Raw genomic sequence first — 19,969 nt, 5'->3', positions numbered from 1 at the left:
CCCGGCTCACCCCGCGATCCGCACGGTCGTGTTGGCGCCCCAGATCGCCAGCGACAGGAAGAAGTCAAGGACGTTGATCGCGACGATCGAGGTCCGTACGGCGCGCCCCACCGCGACGCCGACGCCGGCCGGGCCGCCGCTCGCGTAGTAGCCGTAGTAGCAGTGCACCAGAATGATCAGGACGGCGAAGACCAGCACCTTCCCGAAGGACCACAGCACGTCGACCGGCGGCAGGTACTGCTGGAAGTAGTGGTCGTAGGTGCCCGCCGACTGCCCGTAGTAGCCGGTGGTGATGGTGCGGGCGGCGAGGTACGAGGACAGCAGCCCGATCACGTACAGCGGGATCACGGCGACGAAACCGGCGATCATCCGGGTGGTCACCAGGAACGGCAGCGAGGGCACGCCCATCACTTCCAGGGCGTCCGTCTCCTCGCTGATCCGCATCGCGCCGAGCTGGGCGGTGAACCCCGCGCCGACCGTCGCGGACAGCGCGAGTCCGGCCACCAGCGGGGCGATCTCCCGGGTGTTGAAGTACGCCGACAGGAACGCCACGAAGTTGGAGGTGCCGAGCTGGTTCAGCGCGGCGTACCCCTGCAGGCCCACCTCCGTGCCGGTGAAGAACGACAGGAAGGCGATCACACCGACCGTGCCGCCGACGACGGCGAGGGCGCCCCGGCCGAAGCTCACCTCGGCGAGCAGCCGCAGGACCTCCTTCTTGTAGCGGCGCACCGTCCGGCCGGTCCACGCGAGCGAGCGGCCGTAGAAGGAGAGCTGGCCGCCCAGCTCCTCCAGACCTTTCAACAGCGCCATGCCTCAGCCCCTTTGCGGGACGACCTGGAAGTACACCGCGGTCATCACGAAGTTCGTCACGAACAGCAACATGAAGGTGATCACCACCGACTGGTTCACGGCGTCGCCCACACCCTTCGGCCCGCCCTTCGCGTTGAGCCCCTTGTACGAGGCGACGACGGCCGCGATCGCCCCGAACACCAGCGCCTTGATCTCGGCCGCCCACAGGTCGGAGAGCTGGGCGAGGGTGGTGAACGACGCCAGGTAGGCGCCGGGCGTGCCGTGCTGGAGCACGACGTTGAAGAAGTAGCCGCCCGCCACACCGACCACCGACACCAGGCCGTTGAGCAGCACCGCCACCACCATCGAGGCCAGCACGCGCGGCACGACCAGCCGGTGGATCGGGTCGATGCCCAGCACCTGCATCGCGTCGATCTCCTCACGGATCTTCCGCGCCCCCAGATCCGCGCAGATCGCCGTGCCGCCGGCACCCGCGATCAGCAGCGCGGTGACGATCGGCGACGCCTCCCGCAGCACCGCCAGCACCGAGGCGGCGCCGGAGAACGACTGGGCGCCGAGCTGCCGGGTCAGGCTGCCGATCTGCAGCGCGATCACCGCGCCGAACGGGATGGACACCAGCGCCGTGGGGAGGATGGTGACGCTCGCGACGAACCAGGCCTGCTGGATGAACTCCCTTGCCTGAAAGGGCCGTCGGGGCATCGTCCGGACGACGTCCAGGGCCATCGCGAACAGGTTTCCCGAGTGCCGCAGCGCTCCGGCCGGTGACAGTCTCATGCGTCGGCCACCGCCTTCCGGCGGCGCAGCTCGGCCTCGTGCCGTGCGATCGCCTCCCAGCGGGGCGGCCGGGTGATGGCCGGTCCCGGCAGCAGGCGGGGAGTCAGCGCCCGGCTGCCGGGGGTCTGTACGGCGTCGCCGTCGCCGAGCGCTGCCAGCTCCTGCTCGACCTGGGCGGCGTCCTTCTCCTCCGCCATGCCGATGGGGCCCTGCATCCGGCCGTTCAGGAACTGCCGGACCACCGGCTCGTCACTGGTCAGCAGCTCCTCGCGCGGCCCGAACATGACCAGCTCGCGCCGGAACAGCAGGCCGATGTTGTCCGGCACCTGGCGGGCCGAGGCGATGTCGTGCGTGACGATCAGGAAGGTCGCGTCGATCTGGGCGTTGAGGTCGACGATGAGCTGGTTGAGATAGGCGACGCGCACCGGGTCGAGGCCGGAGTCGGGTTCGTCGAACAGGATGATCTCGGGGTCGAGGACGAGGGCGCGGGCGAGACCGGCCCGCTTGCGCATCCCGCCGGAGATCTCGCCGGGCAGCTTCCCCTCGGAGCCGATCAGCCCGACCATGTCCATCTTCTCCAGCACGATGCGCCGGATCTCGCTCTCGCCCTTGCGGGTGTGCTCGCGCAGCGGGAAGGCGATGTTGTCGTACAGGTTCATCGAGCCGAACAGCGCGCCGTCCTGGAACAGCACGCCGAAGAGCTTGCGCACCTCGTACAGCTCGCGCTCGCGGAGCCTGGTGACGTCCCGCCCCGCGATCTTCACCGAGCCCCGGTCCGGCTTCAGCAGCCCCACGAGCGTCTTGAGGAACACCGACTTGCCCGTGCCCGACGGCCCGAGCATGACCGATACCTCCCCGGCGGGCAGCGTCAGCGAGACGTCCTGCCAGATGACCTGGTGACCGAAGGACTTGGTCAGCCCTTCCACACAGATCTCCACACCCATCCGGTCCACCTTTCGGCCCGTGGAGCAGCTTCGACATCTGCTCTACGGGGGGAGGGCGGGGGTCCGTCGCGGGAGAGGAGAACTTTTTTCGACGGCCTGCGGCTGGCGGTCGTGGCCGCCAGCCGACGGCGCCGCCCGGGCGGCCACGCGGGCGTCCGGCAGGGCGGGCACGCTCACGCTCGGCGGCTCAGGCACGCTCGGGACCTCGGGGACGGTTGGCAGGTCTACGGCAGGGCGGTCGGGGCCGGTAGGGAGACCGGGACGGAGACGGGGACGGAGGGTGTGACGGAGGCTTTCGGGAGGGGCGGCAGCGTGGTCGGCAGCGCGGACGCGTCCGGCAGGGCGGGCACGCTCGCGCTCGGCAGCCCCGAAACGCCCGGAACCTCCGGGACGGCCGGCACCGGCGACAGCGAGGCCTCCGGCAGGGGTGGCACGGACAGCGGCAGCAGCGACCGGTCGGTGGCGCCGGCCGACGGCGTCGCCCGGGGAGCCGTCGCGGCGGCCGGCAGCTCGCGGACGCCCGGGGCGGGCGTACGGCCGGTGCCGCCGGATCGTACGGTCGCGGTGTCCCCGGACACGGGGGACGAGGCAGGCCGGGGTGCCGTACCCGGCGGGCCTCCGTGCAGCGCGTACGGCAGCACGAACCCCGCCACCACCAGGGTCGCCGCCGTCGACGCGACCGCCACCGCCTTGCCGCCGGCCCGCAGCCGGATCCGCCCGACGACGAGCACGGCGAACCCCAGCGTCGCGGCCAGCGAGTTCCGCAGTGTCCGCCGGGCCCGGGCGAGGAGCGATTCGACGGTCCGGTAGCTCAGGCCCATCTCGACGGCGACCTGACCCACGTCCAGGTCCTCGGACTTCAGCCGCAGCGCCTCCGCCTGCCGGGCGGGCAGCTCCCCGCTGCGCACGGCCAGCCACCTCGCCTCGGCCCGGTCGCACACGGCCTCCTCGACCGGCACCGGTGCGGGCGCGACCAGGGTCGGGCGGGTGCGGACCTCGGCCTCACGGTTGACCTGCCGGTAGCGGTCCACGCACAGCCGCATCGTGACCGTCGTCAGCCAGGCGGCGAGCCGCTCGTCGTCCAGGTCGGGCCGCTCCGCCGCTCGCAGCATCGCCTCGTGCACCGCGTCCTCGGCGTCCTCCTGGCTCATCGACCGGCGCCGGGCCACCTTGAGCAGCTGCTCGCGGTGGCTCCACATGCGCTGCCAACGCTCGTCGGCGGCCGGTGTCTCCGCAGGCATGTCACTGGCCATGAGGGGCCCCTTCGCGCTCACCCGCCGGTGTCGTACCGTCCGGCGGGTGGCGACATTACCGCCCGGTAGTCGCGGTTGTGGAGGGGGTGGAGGCCATCGAGTCCCCGCCGTTACTGCCGAGCGGACCGCCGCTGGGCAGCAGGTCACCGGTGGGCAGGCCGGCCGTGGGGTCGGGTACGGGGACCAGCGGTTTTGCCGTTCTCCCGGTAGGCGGAAGGGAGTTGGAGGGGGTCGGCGAGGCGGGCGCGGGCGGTGCCGGGGACGGGATCGGGGTGCCCCTCGGGCGTGCTGACGGCGCCGGCTTCGGCGCGGATTTCGGCCGAGGGCTCCCGTGCCGGGCGGCGGGACGCGACGACGGCGTGGCGGGGCCGTCCGGCACCACCCGGTGGCCTTCCAGGAAGTACGCGTACCAGGCCCGCACCGTCCGCAGATACGCCTCCGAACGGTTGTAGGCGTAAACCGCCCCGTCCAGCCCGGCCGGGTCGGACAGATCCCGCCCGCCCGCGCACAGATAGCGCCCGGCGGCCAGCGCCGCGTCGAACACGTTGTCCGGGTCGGCCCGCCCGTCGCCGTTCCCGTCCGCGCCCCAGCGGTCCCAGGTCGACGGGATGAACTGCATCGGCCCGACCGCGCGGTCGTACGCCCGGTCCCCGTCGTACACCCCGCCGTCCGTGTCCCGTACGACGGCGAAGGCGCCGCCGTCCAGGCGCGGGCCCAGGATCGGCGTCACGGCCGTGCCGTCCGCTCTCACCCGGCCGCCGTCCGCCTGCCCCGACTCCACCTGGCCGATCGCCGCGAGCAACTGCCACCGGAGCCCGCAGCCGGGCGCGGTCCGCGCGAGCTCCGACTCGGCGTGCCGGTAGGCGGCGAAGACGGTCGCGGGCAGCACGGCGCCCGGCGCCGGCGCACCGCCCGGGTGCCTTGGCGCGAGCGGCGGCAGGTCCGTGCGGTACGGGCTGTCACCGGACACTCCCGGCCCGGCCCCGGCGGGCTGCGCCGCCGGCGCGTCGGCCCGCGCCGGCACCGCACCCGGCGCCTGTGACGCGGTCAGCGCGGCCATCACCGCCGCCGCGACCGCCGTACCCCTCGCGCCCCTGACTCTGTGCCCTGCCACGTCGTGACCCCTCCCTGTGCGCTGCTGTCGTCTGCTCTACGCGGGAGGGCGGCACGTCCGTCGCGGCCTGCCCGCCCTGAGGGCTGCCCGAACCTCGGTACCGCGCGTTAGGTTGAGCGCGTGCGATTGAGAGTGGAGTTCACGACCGAGCCGTTCGACCTGGACCAGGCACCCGCGCACGCCGTGGTGGCGCGTGAGGTCGTCGAGGCGGCCGAACTGGACGCCGTGGACGTCGGCCCCTTCGGCAACACCGTGGAGGGGGGCGCGGACACCGTCCTCACCGCCGTGGACGCGCTGCTGCGCAAGACCCTGGAGGCCGGTGCCACCCGGATCTCGCTCCAGGTCAACGTGATCGGGGAGGGTGATAGGTGACCGGGGACGAGCCCTTCATCACAGCCGTGAAGCCGCTGGTCGACGCCATGGGCGGGGAGTTGCTGCCGCCTGACGAGGCCGGGCCCGACGACGTCGTGCTCGCCTGGGCGGGTGCCGACGTCGTCGCCGTACGCCTGCCCCAGCTCGCCGACTCCCTCGATCACATCCTCGCCGCCATGGAGCGCAGGCAGGGCAGGCCGCTGGCCGACCTGGACCGCAAGGCCAAGCAGGAGGTCGTACGGATGCTGGAGGCGCGCGGTGCCTTCGCCGTCCGGCACGGCGTGGAGACCGTGGCCGGCGCGCTCGGCGTCAGCCGCTTCACCGTCTACAACTACCTCAACCGCGAGAAGCACCCCTGAGCGCAATCTTCAACAAAGTGTTGACGTCGCGTTGCGGAGGGCGTTAGCTGGCGGGAGCAGCCTGTTCGGCACGAAGGCCGTTCGCGGCCACGGAGGCGCCCGTGACTTCGACTCCCACGCCCCCGGGCCTGGCCCGGTTCAACGTCCTGGAGGAGCACGCGGCGTTCGCCGCACTCCACGAGGCGTGCGCCTCCACCGCGTGGGCGGAGAGCCTGCTCGCCGCCCGCCCCTACGCCACCGCCGACGACCTCTACGCCGCGAGCGACGCCGCCATGGCGGAGCTGACCACCGCGGACCTCGAGGAGGCGATGGCCGGGCACCCGCCGATCGGCCGCCCCGAACCGGGCGACCCGGCCTCGGCCCGGGAACAGCGCGGCATGGCCGACGCCTCCGCGGAGCTCAGGGCGGAGATGCTCGAACTCAACCTCGCCTACCAGGACAAGTTCGGCCACGTCTTCCTCATCTGCGCCACCGGCCGGACCGGCGAGGAGATGCGGGACGCGGTCAAGGCGCGGCTCGGGAACCCGCCGGAGCAGGAGCGGGAGATCGTCCGCACCGAGCTGGGCAGGATCAACCGCATCCGGCTGGCCCGACTCGTCGAAGAGGACGCCTGACACCAGAGGACGCCTGACACCATGAGCAGCACCCCCACCCCCGCCCGCACCCCCACCACCGCCTCCGTGTCCACGCACATCCTGGACACCAGCGCCGGCCGTCCCGCGGCGGGCGTCGCCGTGCACCTCAGCGCCCGCGCGGCCCGTGACGCGCGGTGGCAGGCGCTCGGGGGCTCCGTGACCGACGCGGACGGGCGGTGCAAGGACCTCCCGGCGCTGCCGGAGGGGAGCAGCCAGGTACGGCTCGACTTCGCCGTGGAGCCGTACCTGGAGAAGCAGCCCGACGACGGGCGAGGAGCAGTGTTCTTTCCCGAGGTGGTCGTCACCTTCGCCGTCCAGGCCGGCGAGCACTACCACGTACCGCTGCTGCTCAACCCGTTCGGCTACTCCGTTTACCGAGGGAGCTAGCAGACACATGCCCATCCTGGGACCGAACCAGTACGGCAAGGCCGAGAACCGGGTCGTCAAGATCACGCGGGACGGCGCCACCCACCACATCAGGGACCTGAACGTGTCCGTGTCGCTCTCCGGCGACATGGACGAGGTCCACTACTCCGGCTCCAACGCCAACGTCCTGCCGACCGACACCACCAAGAACACGGTGTACGCGTTCGCCAAGGAGTACGGCGTCGAGTCGCCCGAGCAGTTCGGCATCCACCTCGCCCGGCACTTCGTGACCTCGCAGGAGCCGATCCACCGGGCCCGCATCCGCGTCGAGGAGTACGCCTGGGAGCGGATCGAGCACTCCGGGAAGGGCGCGCACTCCTTCGTCCGCAAGGGCCAGGAGACCCGGCTCGCCCAGATCACGTACGACGGCTCGTCGTGGGAGGTCCTCTCCGGCCTCAAAAACCTGACCGTCATGAACTCGACCGACTCCGAGTTCTGGGGCTACGTCAAGGACAAGTACACGACCCTCCCCGAGGCCCACGACCGCATCCTGGCCACCGAGGTCTGTGGCCGCTGGCGCTTCAACTGGACCGGCGACGAGCAGCGGGCACCCTCCTGGGACGCGTCGTACGCGCAGGTCAAGGACCACCTGCTGCGGGCCTTCGCCGAGACGTACTCCCTCTCGCTCCAGCAGACCCTCTACGCCATGGGTGCGCGGATCATCGACCACCGCGACGAGATAGACGAAGTCCGCTTCTCCCTCCCGAACAAGCACCATTTCCTGGTCGACCTGGAGCCGTTCGGGCTGAAGAACGACACCGCCGACGGAGCGGTGTACTTCGCCGCCGACCGGCCCTACGGCCTGATCGAGGCCACCGTTCTGCGGGAAGGGTGCGAGGCGAAGATCCCGGCGGACCTCACCAACCTCTGAAGGACGAACCATGGCAGCAGCCCAGCGCATCGTCATCGAGAACGCGGCGATCGCGACCGTCGACGCGAAGGACACCGAGTACGCCTCCGGACACCTCGTCATCGCCGGCCACCGCATCGAGTCGCTCGGCCCCGGCAGTGCCCCCGAGGGCCTGGAGGACGTCGTTCGCCGCATCGACGCCTCCGGGCACCTGGTCACCCCCGGCCTGGTCAACACCCACCACCACTTCTACCAGTGGATCACCCGGGGCCTGGCCACGGACCACAACCTCTTCGACTGGCTGGTCGCGCTGTACCCGACGTGGGCCCGCATCGACGAGCCGATGGTCCGCGCGGCGGCCCGGGGCTCGCTGGCGATGATGGCCCGCGGCGGCGTCACGACCGCCATGGACCACCACTACGTCTTCCCGGAGGGCTCCGGCGACCTCTCCGGCGCGATCATCCGCGCCGCCCAGGAGACGGGCGTCCGCTTCACCCTCGCCCGCGGCTCCATGGACCGCAGCGAGAAGGACGGCGGCCTGCCCCCGGACTTCGCCGTCGAGACCCTCGACGGCGCCCTCGCCGCGACCGAGGAGACCGTCGAGCAGTACCACGACTCCTCCTTCGACGCGATGACGCAGGTCGCCGTCGCCCCCTGCTCGCCCTTCTCCGTCTCCACCGAACTGCTCCGGCAGGGCGCCGAGCTGGCCCGCCGCCTCGGCGTGCGCCTGCACACCCACGGCTCGGAGACCGTGGAGGAGGAGAAGTTCTGCCACGAACTGTTCGGCATGGGCCCGACCGACTACTTCGAGTCCACCGGCTGGCTCGGCGAGGACGTGTGGATGGCGCACTGCGTCCACATGAACGACTCCGACATCGCCGCCTTCGCCCGTACGAAGACGGGTGTCGCGCACTGTCCGTCCTCCAACGCCCGCCTCGCGGCCGGTATCGCCCGGGTCCCCGACATGCTGGCGGCCGGCGTCCCGGTCGGCCTCGGCGTCGACGGCACGGCGTCGAACGAGTCGGGCGAACTGCACACCGAACTGCGCAACGCCCTGCTCATCAACCGCCTCGGCACTCACCGCGAGGCCGCGCTGAACGCCCGGCAGGCGCTGCGGCTCGGCACGTACGGCGGCGCCCGGGTCCTCGGCCGCGCCGCCGAGACCGGTTCGCTGGAGCCGGGCAAGCTGGCCGACCTGGTGCTGTGGAAGCTGGACACCCTCGCCCACGCCTCCATCGCCGACCCGGTGGCCGCGCTGGTCCTCGGCGCGGCGGCCCCGGTCACCGCGTCGTTCGTGAACGGCCGGCAGATCGTGGAGGACGGCCGTCTGCTCACCGTCGACGAGGACGAGATCGCCCGCTCGACGCGTCAGGAGGCCCATCGGCTGGCGCGGATCGCCGCCGAGGGCTGAGCGGACGAGGGCTGAGGGACGAGGGCTGAGCAGTGGATGGACTCCGGCCGGGGGGAGGGACGGCTCCCGGCCGGTCACCGTCCGCGGCGTGGCAGCGCGCAGGGCGTGGCCTCGGGCAGCCGGCCGGTGAAGTAGGAGCGGGGCGGGACGCCCATCAGGGTGCGGAAGTCGGACGTCATGTGCGCCTGGTCGTAGTAGCCGGTGGCGGCGGCGAGTTCGGCCCAGGCGACGCTCGGGGCCCGGTTCAGGACCGTCCGTACCCGGTCGATGCGGGCGTAGTGCTTGGGGGACAGGCCGACGCCCTCGGCGAACAGGTTGCGCAACTGCCGCTCGCTGACGGCGAGGTCGCGGGCCACTTCGCCCACCGGGCCGGGAACGCGGCCGAAGCGGACCGACAGCGCGTCGACACCGGCGCGGACCAGTTCGGTGCGTGCGGGATCGGCGGTGGTGGCGAGCCGCTCGGGAAGCACCTCCGCGAGCCGGTCCATCGCGTCGGCGGGCTCCAGCCGGCGCAGCTCCTGGGCCAGCCGGCGGGCGGCGGGACCGGGCAGATCGTCCAGCGGCACCGCACGGCCCACGAGGTCGACGGCCGGGACACCGAGCAGGGGGCGGACGGTGCCGGGCGCCAGCCGCACCTCGACGCACGAGACGAACCGCTTGCCCAGGTGGTACGAGGCACGAGCGCGCGGGCCGACGACCAGGGTGCTGCGCAGGCCGTCCTCCCCGACGCGTACGACCACCTTCGTGGCGGCGTCCGGGAGGTGGATGTACGGCTCCGACTGCTCGGCGGCCACCGAGACGGACCCGATGCCGGCGACCCACGGCCGCAGCACCTCCGGCGTCGGCAGGACCTGTCGGGACACGGTGTTCGCCACCCCTCCACCGTAAGCGGGGCGTGGGCTCGCGCGGGCCCGCGCGGCGACGCCAACCGTGCCGGAATTTACAAGAGTTGCGGGCCCGGCGCGCCGCATCGTGGTGGACATGATCCTCGTGACGGGTGCCACGGGCACCATCGGCAGTGAAGTGGTACGACAGCTCGCGGTGCGCGGCGAGAAGGTGCGGGCCCTGACCCGCGACCCGGCGGCGGCCTTGCTGCCCCCGGGCGTGGAGGCGGCGCCCGGCCACCACCGGGACCGGGCCTCGGTCGAGGCGGCGATGGCGGGCGCGGAGGCCGCCTACCTGGTCGGCGTGTTCGGGCCGGACGACGCCGAGCACGACCGTGGCCTGGTCGAGGCGGCGCGGGCGGCGGGCGTACGCCGGATCGTGAAGCTCTCCGCGATCGGCACCGGCGACCCACGGCTGGGCGTGTTCGCGACGTGGCACCAGCCCGGCGAGGAGGCCGTCCGGGCGAGCGGCCTCCAGTGGACGATCCTGCGTCCTTCGTCCTTCGCCTCCAACACGCTGACCTGGGCCCAGTCCATCCAGGAGGGCACGTCCGCGCCCAACCCGATGAGCGACGGCGAGCAGGGCGTCGTCGACCCCCGGGACGTGTCCGAACTCGCGGTGGCCGCCCTGCTCGACGGCCGGCACGCGGCACGCACGTACACCCTGACCGGCCCCGAGACACTCAGCGCGAGCCGGCAGGCCGCGATCCTCGGCGAGGTGCTCGGCCGCCCGGTCCGCCTCCGGGAGCTGACCCCGGAGCAGCGGCGCGACCAACTGCTCGCCGCCGGGCTGGGCGAGGCCTACGCGGACAGTCTCGTCGTCGCGGCCCGGTTCATCCAGGAGGGCGGCAACGCCGTCGTGACCGGGGACCTGCGGGAGACACTGGGGCGCCCGCCGCGCACGTACCGGGAGTGGGCCGAGGACCACAAGGGGATGTTCGCACCGGCCTGACCCCTGGGCGGGGGCGGCGGACACGGGGGCGGCGGCCAACGCGGCCCGACGCCCCCGCGGGATGGGGCGCGGGTGTTCTACAGCCCGAACAGGCTCAGGTCGGAGGCCAGTTCCTTGAAGATCTCCCCCGGATCAGCGACCAGCTTTCGCGCCTGGAGGTCCAGTATTCCGCCCACCCCGACGACCTCGGCGGCCACCGTGCCGTCGGCCTTGCGTATCTCCTGCCGCATCCGGAAGGTCTTGCCGTCACCCCACTCGAACTCGCACGTCACGTCGACCTCGTCACCGGCGACCAGCTCGCGCCGGTAGGCGATGGTGGTCTCCAGCGCCACCGGGCCCACACCCCGGCCGAGCAGCTCGGCCTGGCTGATCCCGGCCGCCTTCAGCAGCATCCAGCGGGCGTGCTCCGCGTAGTTGAGGTACACCGCCTGGTTGAGGTGACCCTGTACGTCGGTCTCGTAGCCCCGGACGGTCACCCGCACGGAAAACGGTTCGGCCACTGTTTTCCCTTCTCGCGTTCGAATCTCGGATCCACTCTCGGACCCACCGATCCTGGCACGCGCCTCACACCCGCCGTGGCGATGCCAGCAGATACCGCGCTCTCGTCCTGGGCTCCGTGTACTCACCGGCCTGCCAGCCCGCCCGCTCCAGCGTGGCCGCGCAGGCCCGCAGCGCCGCCCCGTCCGGCGCGTACACGGCGACCGCCTCCGGCTGCGGGGTCGCGCGCACCCGGTAGCCGTCGGCGCCCCCGCCCTCGGGACGATGCCCGGCCGCCTCCAGCGCGAGCGCGGCGGCCCGCACCAGGTGCGTCCGCTCCCAGGAGCACGGCCGGTCCGTGGCCCCGTCCGGGTTGGTCATCCGGCGCAGCTCCACGAGCCCCTGCCAGGCACTGTGCACCTCGCGCTCACGAGCCGGCCCCGCGGCGGCCTCCCCGTCATCCCCGTCATCCCCGTCCTCCCCTCCGACACGCGCCGCGAAGACCCCACCACCCGCGGGCCGTGCCACCGGCTCGGCGGGCGCGTCCGGCACCGCCTCCCGTATCCGGTGGCCGGCCGGCGTCAGGAAGTGGTCGTGCGGAGGCCGCGGATGCCGGAACGCCAGCCCCCGCTTGACCAGCGCCTCCAACTGCGCCTCCGTCCCCTTGAGCCGCCCGGTGACGGGGTCGGCGGCATCGATCACACGCCGCTGCGCGGCGGTCGGCGGTCGGCTCACGGCGTACTCCTTCCCGGGTGGTGGGCACGCTCCGCAGCCTACGACCGAGCACTGACAACGGGCCGGTCCGCGCCCGCCCCTACGCCTCCGCCCGGATGTTCCACCCGGCGATCACCGGCCGGCCATGCTCAGTCCCCAGCCGGCACAGTGTCCCGGTCGCCAACTGGAACAGCGCCCCGTCCCGCGCCGGCAGCCCCAGCCGCCGGGCGGTGAGCACCCGCAGGAAGTGACCGTGCGCCACCAGCAGCACGCCGCCCTCGGTGTCGGCTGCCTCCACCTTGGCCAGGACCCGGTCGGCGCGTTCCCCGACCTGCTCCGGCGTCTCGCCGGGATGCTCCGGCGGTCCCGGCGCGACCCCGTCGGTGAACAGGAACCAACCGGGCCGGGACTGCTGAATCTCCGGGGTCGTCACACCCTCGTACCCGCCGTAGTCCCATTCCCGCAGATCGCCATCGACCCAGGCATCATGCACCCCGATGAGCTCGGCGGTCTCCCGCGCCCGCCGCAACGGACTGACGAACGCCGCCCCGATCCGCTCCTCCCGGACCAGCGGCCCCAGCCGCCGCGCCTGCTCCCGCCCGTCCTCGGTCAGCGGCACATCCGTCCAACCGGTGTGCCGCCCGGACCGCGACCACTCGGTCTCACCGTGCCGGACGAGAAAGAGATCACCCATGTGGACAGGCTAGGGGCGGGATGCTCACACTCGGCGGCATCACACGCACGAAGCCGGAGGGGATGACATGAAGTGGCTGCGTAGGGGCGGCGGCAAGGCGCCTGGAGGAAAGGGACCGATCCCGAATGACGGGGTCTTCAAGACGGACGGGTCCGCGACCGTCGCCGACGGTTCGGGCCCGGTGCTGGTGGGTGCGGGCGGACCGGTGCTCCAGCGGCTCTCCGGCGACGGCAGCCGGGTGATGGAACTCGCCACCGGAGCGGAACCGGTCATCCTCGGCATCACGCACCACGGTTCCGGCCACTTCGTGGTGGACGCCCTGGACGACAGGATGCGCTCGGGCAGCCAACTCGTGTACACCGACGGCCCCTTCGCCTGCCGGGCCCTGGCGAACGCCGATGACCGTCCGGTGCGCGCGCTGCGGATCCAGGCGGGTGGTCCGTGGGTGGTCGAGGTGACCGGCCCGGACGACGCCGTCGTCCTCGACGGCCATGCCGAGCGCCGCGCCTCGGACGTCCTGCGTTACGAGGGCGGACCCGCCGTCGCACACCTGCGCTACACGGGGGCCCCGCGATCCTCCGACGGCGGCTACTTCCTCACCGACACCTTCGAGCCCGACGGCTCAGGCTTTCTCGACGAACTGGCCAACCACGTCGGCCCCTGGACCGGGGAGGTCCCACTCTCCGGGCCCTGCCTGGTGTACGCGCGGTCGGACGGGCCGTGGTCGATCAGCGTCCGGGCGATGGGCCGGCTGGGCAGTTGACCCGGTGCAGGACCGACGTATGCCTGAGTTACAGCTGCTTCGTCTGGATCACGCCGCCGCGCTCCTCGCCTTCGAGCTGGAGAATCGGGCCTACTTCGCAGCGTCCAGGCCGGGGTCTGCTACTTCCACGTGCTGATCGGCGCCGCGGGCGAGGTGCTGGGGCGGGCGAACCTGGTGGACGTGTCAGACGGCGGCGCCGAACTCGGGTATCGGATCGCAGAGCGGGCCGCGGGCCGTGCCGGCTCGTACAGGGTTTACCGTTACCGGCGAGACGCGGCTCTCTGGCCGCCCCGGCCTGACGTACCTTCGCAGCCTTGAGGACTTCTCTGCTCCGCACTGTCGGTCTTTGACATCAGCGGCGTGGTACGTCAGTGATCGGCGGTGTACGAGATGAAGGCGGCCCACCCCTGTGTCCCGAAGGCGAGTTGGGGGCCCTGGCTGTGCTTGGAGTCCCGTACGCGGATGGCCTTGGAAGCGAAGGCGACCTCAACGCACTCCGGGCCGTCGTTCGTGCTGTAGCTGCTCTTGAACCACTCCAGCGCGGAGCCGTTCCCCGTCGAGGGGTTGGTCATCGTGTCTCTCCCAGCAGTTTCTCGATGAAGGTCAGCGACTCACGGGGCGTGAGAGCCTGGGCGCGGATGATGCCATAGCGGATCTCGAGGACCTGGATCTCCTTGGGATGGGAGATCAGTCGGCTGGTGAGCTGGACCTCGTTGTGCCCCACTGTGTCTCCCTCCTTGAGCCGCAGTAGTTGGAGCGACCCCGCGAGACCGGCGTGGTCCTCGCGGTCGGTGGGCATCACCTGGATCTCCACGTTCCGCCGCTGGCCGAACTCCAACAGGCGTTCGAGCTGCTTCCGCATCACCATTCTGCCTCCGATGGGGCGGCGCAGGGTCACTTCCTCCTGGACGAAGCTGAAGACGGGTGCGGGCTTCCGGTCGAAGATGTCTTGCCGTGCCATGCGCGCGGCGACAAGCTGCTCCAACTCCTCCTCGGTGAAGGGCGGTCGGCGCACCGCGTACAGCGCCCTCGCGTACTCCGGAGTCTGGAGCAGGCCGTGTACGACCGAGTTGGCGTAGGCGCACAACTCGGCAGCCTCCCCCTCCAACTTCGCCAGATCCCGCACCTTCTTGGGATACCGGGCCTCCTCCACGTCCTTCCTCAGCCCGGCGATCATCCCGCCCGCGTCCAGCACCCGGTCGGCAGCCTCCAGGAACTGCGTCTTCGGTGCCCGCCGTCCCCGCTCGACCGAGGACACCTGCTCCTCGCTGTACCCGATGGCCGTCCCCAACTCGGCCTGGGTGAGTGCCTTCCGTTCCCGGCACATCTTGAGGACCTTGCCGACCGTCCGCAGTACGGCCGCCGACTCCTCGTCCTCGCCGCCGTATGACTCCATCCGCCCACCTCCACGTGCCGCCGGTGCCCAACGCCCCACCGGCCCGCCGCGTCACGCGTCACCCTCCGGACAAGCCCGGACAGCGACCGTACAGTGACGCTGCGTACTGTCGTCGTTGCTGTTCACCGTAGGGACAGTCGACCACGCTGGGTGACATGAACGCCGATATCGCCACCTTGACGGATGAACACCCCGCCCCCACGGAGCACTTCACCATCCGTCTCTCGGCCACTCCCAAGGGCGCCCGTCTCGCCCGCCACCTCGCGGCCGAGCGGCTCCACGCCTGGGGCTGGCCGTACGCCTGCGAGGCCAACCGCACGGCGACGCTGCTGGTGGCCGAACTCGCCACGAACGCGATGCTGTACGGCCGGGCGCCGGGCCGGGACTTCCAGCTGCGCCTCACCCTCTACCCGGAGAACCCCACGCTCCGTATCGAAGTGACCGACGCCCGCGCGGACCGCCGCCCACCCGCCCCCGGCGCGCTCCCGCCGGCGCCACCTGAAGGCGAGTCCGGCCGGGGCCTCCTCCTCGTCGAGGCGTTGTCCACCCACTGGGGAACGACCTGCCAGGACCCGTACACCAAGACAGTCTGGTGCGAGGTCGCCCTGGGCTGACCACCGACTGGCTCAAGACCTTCCGTTCGGTCGCGAACAGAGCTCGGTGGCGCTCGGGTAGTGGTGGCGAAGTTCGCTGAGCACGCGCTCGTCAGCGGCCCTGACGTCCCAAAATGAACTGTCCACTTCGGTCAGGACGACGACCAGCACGCCCTCGGCGAACCCACAGGCTTCGGCGTCGATCAGCTGGACCGCAGGTGTTGTCAGGGAGAGCAGCGTCAGGGTGTCCATCCCCTCGCCCGCGGAACGACGCTCCAACTCCGCGGGGAGGTCCCATTTCTCGTCGCACTCAACGCGCCACCGCAGCCCCAGGCCGTAGCTGCCAAGGTGAACCAGCAGTTCAGCAAGGGTTACATAGTGAGGTCCTTGCCAGGCGGGGAAGGTGATTCCTCGCATCCCTGCCTCGGCTTGAGCTGTGTACCACGACAAGTGATCCCCCCGTTCGACATCAGACACTGGATCACCCGGCTACTGCCGGTACCCGCTCAGGAACCGCCCGATCCGGCCGATCGCCGCCTCCAGGTCGTCCGCGTACGGCAGGGTCAGGATGCGGAAGTGGTCGGGGGTCGGCCAGTTGAAGCCGGTGCCCTGGACGACCTGGATCTTCTCCCGCAGGAGCAGGTCGAGGACGAACTTCTCGTCGTCGTGGATGGGGTGGACCTTGGGGTCGATGCGGGCGAAGGCGTAGAGCGCGCCCTTGGGCTTCACGCAGGACACGCCCGGGATCTCGTTGAGCTTCTCCCAGGCCACGTTGCGCTGCTCGTACAACCTCCCGCCCGGCAGGGACAGTTCGCGGATGGACTGGCGGCCGCCGAGCGCGGCCTGGATGGCGTACTGCGCGGGCGCGTTGGCGCACAGGCGCATGGAGGCCAGCATGGTCAGGCCCTCCAGGTAGTTCTTGGCGTGCTGCTTGGGGCCGGTCACCACCAGCCAGCCGGAGCGGAAGCCCGCCACGCGGTAGGTCTTCGACAGGCCGCAGAAGGTGAGGACGACCAGGTCGGGGGCGAGCGCGGCGGCCGAGTGGTGCACGGCGTCGTCGTAGAGGATCTGGTCGTAGATCTCGTCGGCGAACACCATCAGACCGTGCCGGCGGGCGAGGTCGAGGATGCCCTCGATGATCTCCTTCGGATAGACCGCGCCGGTGGGGTTGTTGGGGTTGATGATGACGACGGCCTTGGTGCGGTCGGTGATCTTCGCCGCCATGTCGTCCAGATCCGGGTACCAGTCGGCCTGTTCGTCGCACAGGTAGTGCACCGCCTTGCCGCCGGCGAGCGTCGTCACCGCCGTCCAGAGGGGGAAGTCGGGGGCGGGGATGAGGACTTCGTCGCCGTCCTCCACCAGAGCCTGTACGGCCATCGAGACCAGCTCGGACACGCCGTTGCCGAGGAACACGTCGTCGACGCCTACCTCCAGGCCGAGCGACTGGTAGCGCCCGGCCACCGCCCGGCGGGCGGAGAGGATGCCGCGCGAGTCGGTGTAGCCGTGTGCCTGCGGGAGCATCCGGATCATGTCCTGGAGGATCTCCTCCGGCGCCTCGAAGCCGAAGACCGCGGGGTTGCCGGTGTTCAGGCGCAGCACGCTGTGGCCCGCCGCCTCCAGTGCGTCGGCGTGCTCGATCACCGGGCCGCGGATCTCGTAACAGACCTCGCTGAGCTTGTTCGACTGCCGGAACTCCATGCGCTCTCGCCCCTCCGGTTCGATGTGTTGCTTGGTTTTACCAAGTTCGAGCTTGGAAAGTCCAATGACATGTCTAGACTGCGGGGCATGTCACCTCGCCGAAGCTACGACCAGTACTGTTCCGCCGCCCGCGCCCTCGACCTCGTGGGCGACCGCTGGACCCTGCTGATCGTCCGGGAGCTGCTCGCCGGTCCCCGCCGCTACACGGACCTGCACGCGGACCTGCCCGGCGTGAGCACCGACGTACTCGCCTCGCGGCTGAAGGACATGGAGAGGGATGGGCTGGCGACCCGGCGCAGGCTGCCTCCGCCCGGGGCCGCGTCTGTGTACGAACTCACCGGAAGAGGGCGCGAGTTGCTGCCCGTGTTGCAGGCGCTCGGGGAGTGGGGCGGGCCCGAGCTGGGGGAGCGGCGGCCCACCGACGCCGTGCGCGCCCACTGGTTCGCGCTGCCGTTGCTGCGGGAGCTGGAGGGGGAGACGGGGCTCGTCGAAGTCCGGCTGGAGGAAGGTGACTTCCATCTGTGCCTCGGGGCCGAGGAAGGGCCCGTGTACGGCGACGGAACGGCCCCGGCCGAGCCCGACGCCCGGCTCGTGATGGACGCCGGGACGTGCACGGCCCTCGCGCGCGGCGAGCTGGGGCTGCGGGACGCGGTGCGGGACGGGCGGGTCGAGGTGTCCGGGGACGGCGCCGTGGCCAAGGCGCTGCGGGAGGCATGAGAGGCCGCAATAAGGCGAAGGCCCGCCTGACGGCGGGCCTTCTGTCACGTCAGGCGTTCGGTGGCACCCCTCGCGGGCGTCCCGAGCCGCGGGTCAGCGCGTACCCGCCGATGCCGGCGAGCGCGGCCAGTACACCGCCGACCGCGGTCCACACCCAGCGGTCGGTCCACCAGCCGGAGGACCAGCCGTCGTCCGGCTCGATCGCGGACAGCACGGCCGACTTCCCCGTACCGTCCTCGCCGCTCTGCGACTTGACGGCGATCCCGGGGACCAGCGGCTTCGCCAGCGAACCGTCCACCGCTGCCGCGCCGCCGATGTCCTTGGAGTCGACCCGGACCTCGGCGCCGACGGGCTTGCCGAGGTCGGCCGAGGTCAGGTCGAGGACCGTCAGCCGGATGTAGTACGTGCCCGGCAGCGGGTCGTTGGCCCACGGCTCCGACCAGGCGCGGACCGTGCGCAGGACGCAGGCCAGCTCCACGGAGGCGGTGCCCTGGGCGGCGGTGCGGGTCTGGGCGCCGTACTGGCAGGACTGGCGGCGCCGCAGACCGTCGTACACGTCGATCTGCCAGGTCTGCCCGGCGTGTGTGCCGGGCAGCTTCACCTTCGCCTTGACCGTGGGGCGCTGCCCGGAGTCCGCTGGGAAGGACCAGTACATGTAGTCGCCGGTGGAACCGCTGGCCGTGGCCTGCTGGCCCTGGTCGAACTCGGTCGCCGTGCGGAACGAGGTGCCCGCCTGGGTGGGCGCCTTGCTGTCGTCCGAGGCGCTCGGGGACGGCGAGGAGTCGGCGACGGCCGGACCCGCGGCCGGCCCGAGGGCGGCCCCGAGCGCCAGCAGCGTGGCACCGAACGCACGTGTGATACGCATCAGTTGGTCCTCCAGATCGCGAGCCGCCAGCGCGACAGCCAGCCCCACAGCAGACCCGCGACGAAGCCGGCCAGCACCAGCGCGCCGAGCAGCCACCAGCCGCGCCCGAGGCCGAAGGAGGCCACGTCGCCCGCCTTGTCCGGTCCGTCCACGACGTCCACGGTCAGCTCCAGCGGCAGACCTGGCTTGGTCTTCACACCCGAGGCCGGCGAGAAGGAGTTGGTGACCTGGAGGCACACGGTCTCGGCGGGGGTGTTCTCGTCGTCGCTCTCCGGCCTCGGGTAGCGCAGACCCGTCGAGATGACGTCCGTACGGCCGTCGCCCGCGGCCTCGCCGCGCACGATCTCCCGGTCGTGCACCGTCACCGCCCGCAGCAGCACCCCGTAGTCCGGACCCACGGCCCGGTCGGCCGCCACGCTCACCGAAGCACGCACTTCCTGACCGGGCTTGACGTCCACCTTGTACCAGCGCTGCTGCCCGAACTCCTCGCGGTCCGTGTAGAGGCCGGACTTCAGCGCGGGCGCGTCCGAGCACTGCGCCGCGCCCTGAGTGGCCACCGGCGTCACCACCGGATCGGCGGCCCGGTCGACCAACTGGCCGACCCGGTCGCTGAGTTCCTCCTTGTGCCGGACGTCGGTGTAGGTGCCGCCCGTCGCGTCCGCGATGCAGCTGAGCTGGTCGCGGGTCTTGGCGTCGGGGACCAGGCCGAGGGTGTCGATGGTCAGCCCGATGCCCTTGGCGGCTATCTCGCGGGCCACCTCGCACGGGTCCAGCGGCTGGCAGGTGTCCTCGCCGTCGCTGATCAGGACGATCCGGCGGGTGCCGTCACCGCCGTCGAGATCGTCGGCCGCCTTCAGCAGCGCGGGACCGATGGGGGTCCAGCCGGTCGGCGTCAGCGTGGCGACCGCGGTCTTCGCCTCGGTGCGGTCCAGCGTGCTGACCGGGTAGAGCTGCGCGGTGTCCTTGCAGCCCGTCTTGCGGTCATTGCCACGGTAGTTGGCGCCGAGGGTGCGGATGCCGAGCTGGACCTCCTCGGGCGTCGCGTCGAGCACCTCGTTGAACGCCTGCTTCGCCGCGGCCATCCGCGACCCGCCGTCTATGTCCCGCGCCCGCATGGAACCGCTGACGTCCAGCACCAGTTCCACCTTGGGAGCGGCCTTGCCGTCCGTCTCGTCGGCGACCGCCCCGGCGGGGAACGCGAACCCTGCCGTCAGCGCGGCGAGGAGGGCACAGACCCCCGCCGCCAGCCGTTGTCTTCTGATCATCGG

The 19,969-nt window shown here is 71.7% G+C and carries 25 protein-coding genes and 1 pseudogene; 11 read left to right on the top strand and 15 right to left on the bottom strand.

From position 1 onward, the window contains the following. Positions 1-6: 6 nt before the first annotated feature. The 5 genes from ACH45E_RS23770 to ACH45E_RS23750 all read right to left on the bottom strand — a co-directional run bounded on the left by ACH45E_RS23770 (position 7) and on the right by ACH45E_RS23750 (position 4,895). Positions 7-810, bottom strand: coding sequence for an ABC transporter permease (locus ACH45E_RS23770; protein ID WP_361439508.1), 804 nt, complete (start codon positions 808-810; stop codon positions 7-9). 3 nt (positions 811-813) lie between these two features. Continuing rightward, positions 814-1,584 (bottom strand): ABC transporter permease, encoded by a 771-nt coding sequence (locus ACH45E_RS23765; RefSeq protein WP_361439506.1) that lies wholly within the window; start codon positions 1,582-1,584, stop codon positions 814-816. Continuing rightward, positions 1,581-2,528, bottom strand: a complete 948-nt coding sequence (locus tag ACH45E_RS23760) for an ABC transporter ATP-binding protein (RefSeq protein ID WP_361439504.1) — start codon at positions 2,526-2,528, stop codon at positions 1,581-1,583. The genes ACH45E_RS23765 and ACH45E_RS23760 overlap by 4 nt, the downstream gene beginning before the upstream one ends. A gap of 224 nt (positions 2,529-2,752) precedes the next feature. Next, entirely contained in the window at positions 2,753-3,781 is a 1,029-nt protein-coding gene (locus tag ACH45E_RS23755; protein WP_361439502.1) for a sigma-70 family RNA polymerase sigma factor, read from the bottom strand. Between the two features lie 55 nt (positions 3,782-3,836). Then, entirely contained in the window at positions 3,837-4,895 is a 1,059-nt protein-coding gene (locus ACH45E_RS23750; protein WP_361439500.1) for a lytic transglycosylase domain-containing protein, read from the bottom strand. A 120-nt stretch (positions 4,896-5,015) separates the two neighbouring features. Between ACH45E_RS23750 and ACH45E_RS23745 the strand changes: the two genes are divergently transcribed. The 6 genes from ACH45E_RS23745 to ACH45E_RS23720 all read left to right on the top strand — a co-directional run bounded on the left by ACH45E_RS23745 (position 5,016) and on the right by ACH45E_RS23720 (position 8,948). Further along, positions 5,016-5,267 (top strand): thiamine-binding protein, encoded by a 252-nt coding sequence (locus ACH45E_RS23745; RefSeq protein ID WP_361439498.1) that lies wholly within the window; start codon positions 5,016-5,018, stop codon positions 5,265-5,267. A 47-nt stretch (positions 5,268-5,314) separates the two neighbouring features. Further along, positions 5,315-5,626 (top strand): helix-turn-helix domain-containing protein, encoded by a 312-nt coding sequence (locus tag ACH45E_RS23740; RefSeq protein WP_399041456.1) that lies wholly within the window; start codon positions 5,315-5,317, stop codon positions 5,624-5,626. Positions 5,627-5,727: 101 nt separating this feature from the next. After that, a complete protein-coding gene (gene uraD / locus ACH45E_RS23735; RefSeq protein WP_361439494.1) occupies positions 5,728-6,240 on the top strand; it encodes a 2-oxo-4-hydroxy-4-carboxy-5-ureidoimidazoline decarboxylase in 513 nt (170 codons plus the stop codon). Positions 6,241-6,261: 21 nt separating this feature from the next. Then, the gene (gene uraH / locus ACH45E_RS23730; RefSeq protein WP_361439493.1) at positions 6,262-6,648 is read left to right on the top strand and encodes a hydroxyisourate hydrolase; all 387 of its coding nucleotides are present in this window, start codon (positions 6,262-6,264) and stop codon (positions 6,646-6,648) included. Between the two features lie 7 nt (positions 6,649-6,655). Next, positions 6,656-7,558, top strand: a complete 903-nt coding sequence (pucL, locus tag ACH45E_RS23725; protein ID WP_361439491.1) for a factor-independent urate hydroxylase — start codon at positions 6,656-6,658, stop codon at positions 7,556-7,558. Positions 7,559-7,568: 10 nt separating this feature from the next. Next, positions 7,569-8,948: an 8-oxoguanine deaminase gene (locus ACH45E_RS23720; protein ID WP_361439489.1), complete on the top strand. Its 1,380-nt coding sequence runs from the start codon at positions 7,569-7,571 to the stop codon at positions 8,946-8,948. 74 nt (positions 8,949-9,022) lie between these two features. Here the strand turns inward: ACH45E_RS23720 and ACH45E_RS23715 are convergent, their stop codons facing one another. Then, positions 9,023-9,823: a helix-turn-helix domain-containing protein gene (locus ACH45E_RS23715; protein ID WP_361439487.1), complete on the bottom strand. Its 801-nt coding sequence runs from the start codon at positions 9,821-9,823 to the stop codon at positions 9,023-9,025. A gap of 106 nt (positions 9,824-9,929) precedes the next feature. Between ACH45E_RS23715 and ACH45E_RS23710 the strand changes: the two genes are divergently transcribed. After that, on the top strand, positions 9,930-10,784 hold the full coding sequence (locus tag ACH45E_RS23710) for an NAD(P)H-binding protein (RefSeq protein WP_361439485.1): 855 nt from the start codon (positions 9,930-9,932) through the stop codon (positions 10,782-10,784). Positions 10,785-10,861: 77 nt separating this feature from the next. Here ACH45E_RS23710 and ACH45E_RS23705 read toward each other — a convergent pair whose 3' ends face one another. From ACH45E_RS23705 to ACH45E_RS23695, 3 genes are all read right to left on the bottom strand, one after another. Continuing rightward, positions 10,862-11,284, bottom strand: coding sequence for an acyl-CoA thioesterase (locus ACH45E_RS23705; protein ID WP_361439483.1), 423 nt, complete (start codon positions 11,282-11,284; stop codon positions 10,862-10,864). A 64-nt stretch (positions 11,285-11,348) separates the two neighbouring features. Beyond that, positions 11,349-11,996 carry a hypothetical protein gene (locus tag ACH45E_RS23700; protein ID WP_361439481.1) on the bottom strand — a complete coding sequence of 216 codons (648 nt, stop codon included), beginning with the start codon at positions 11,994-11,996 and terminating at the stop codon, positions 11,349-11,351. Positions 11,997-12,075: 79 nt separating this feature from the next. After that, positions 12,076-12,669: a histidine phosphatase family protein gene (locus ACH45E_RS23695; RefSeq protein ID WP_361439479.1), complete on the bottom strand. Its 594-nt coding sequence runs from the start codon at positions 12,667-12,669 to the stop codon at positions 12,076-12,078. A gap of 67 nt (positions 12,670-12,736) precedes the next feature. On the opposite strand from ACH45E_RS23695, the gene ACH45E_RS23690 reads away from it, so the two are divergent. Continuing rightward, on the top strand, positions 12,737-13,432 hold the full coding sequence (locus tag ACH45E_RS23690; RefSeq protein WP_361439477.1) for a hypothetical protein: 696 nt from the start codon (positions 12,737-12,739) through the stop codon (positions 13,430-13,432). A 19-nt stretch (positions 13,433-13,451) separates the two neighbouring features. Then, positions 13,452-13,826: pseudogene (locus tag ACH45E_RS23685) on the top strand (hypothetical protein). Here ACH45E_RS23685 and ACH45E_RS23680 read toward each other — a convergent pair. Next, on the bottom strand, positions 13,801-14,004 hold the full coding sequence (locus tag ACH45E_RS23680) for a DUF397 domain-containing protein (RefSeq protein ID WP_361439475.1): 204 nt from the start codon (positions 14,002-14,004) through the stop codon (positions 13,801-13,803). The pseudogene ACH45E_RS23685 and the gene ACH45E_RS23680 overlap by 26 nt on opposite strands. Beyond that, on the bottom strand, positions 14,001-14,828 hold the full coding sequence (locus ACH45E_RS23675) for a helix-turn-helix transcriptional regulator (RefSeq protein ID WP_361439473.1): 828 nt from the start codon (positions 14,826-14,828) through the stop codon (positions 14,001-14,003). The genes ACH45E_RS23680 and ACH45E_RS23675 overlap by 4 nt, the downstream gene beginning before the upstream one ends. Before the next feature lie 155 nt (positions 14,829-14,983). Here ACH45E_RS23675 and ACH45E_RS23670 point away from each other — a divergent pair, with 155 nt between their 5' ends. Next, a complete protein-coding gene (locus tag ACH45E_RS23670; protein ID WP_361439471.1) occupies positions 14,984-15,442 on the top strand; it encodes an ATP-binding protein in 459 nt (152 codons plus the stop codon). Between the two features lie 12 nt (positions 15,443-15,454). Here the strand turns inward: ACH45E_RS23670 and ACH45E_RS23665 are convergent, their stop codons facing one another. Together ACH45E_RS23665 and ACH45E_RS23660 are read right to left on the bottom strand one after the other, a co-directional pair. Beyond that, positions 15,455-15,838 carry a hypothetical protein gene (locus tag ACH45E_RS23665; protein WP_361439469.1) on the bottom strand — a complete coding sequence of 128 codons (384 nt, stop codon included), beginning with the start codon at positions 15,836-15,838 and terminating at the stop codon, positions 15,455-15,457. A gap of 72 nt (positions 15,839-15,910) precedes the next feature. Further along, complete coding sequence (locus tag ACH45E_RS23660; RefSeq protein WP_361439467.1) at positions 15,911-17,119, bottom strand: pyridoxal phosphate-dependent aminotransferase; 1,209 nt, start codon at positions 17,117-17,119, stop codon at positions 15,911-15,913. Between the two features lie 87 nt (positions 17,120-17,206). Here ACH45E_RS23660 and ACH45E_RS23655 point away from each other — a divergent pair, with 87 nt between their 5' ends. Beyond that, complete coding sequence (locus tag ACH45E_RS23655; RefSeq protein ID WP_361439465.1) at positions 17,207-17,836, top strand: winged helix-turn-helix transcriptional regulator; 630 nt, start codon at positions 17,207-17,209, stop codon at positions 17,834-17,836. Between the two features lie 49 nt (positions 17,837-17,885). Here ACH45E_RS23655 and ACH45E_RS23650 read toward each other — a convergent pair whose 3' ends face one another. Beyond that, positions 17,886-18,701 carry a hypothetical protein gene (locus tag ACH45E_RS23650; RefSeq protein WP_361439463.1) on the bottom strand — a complete coding sequence of 272 codons (816 nt, stop codon included), beginning with the start codon at positions 18,699-18,701 and terminating at the stop codon, positions 17,886-17,888. Further along, on the bottom strand, positions 18,701-19,966 hold the full coding sequence (locus ACH45E_RS23645; RefSeq protein ID WP_361439461.1) for a VWA domain-containing protein: 1,266 nt from the start codon (positions 19,964-19,966) through the stop codon (positions 18,701-18,703). Before ACH45E_RS23645 ends, ACH45E_RS23650 begins: the two co-directional genes overlap by 1 nt. Between the last annotated feature and the right edge of the window lie 3 nt (positions 19,967-19,969).

This window comes from Streptomyces sp. NPDC020299, from assembly GCF_044387825.1.
Taxonomy (GTDB): Bacteria; Actinomycetota; Actinomycetes; order Streptomycetales; family Streptomycetaceae; genus Streptomyces.
This window is presented reverse-complemented; position numbering and strand designations above follow the sequence as displayed.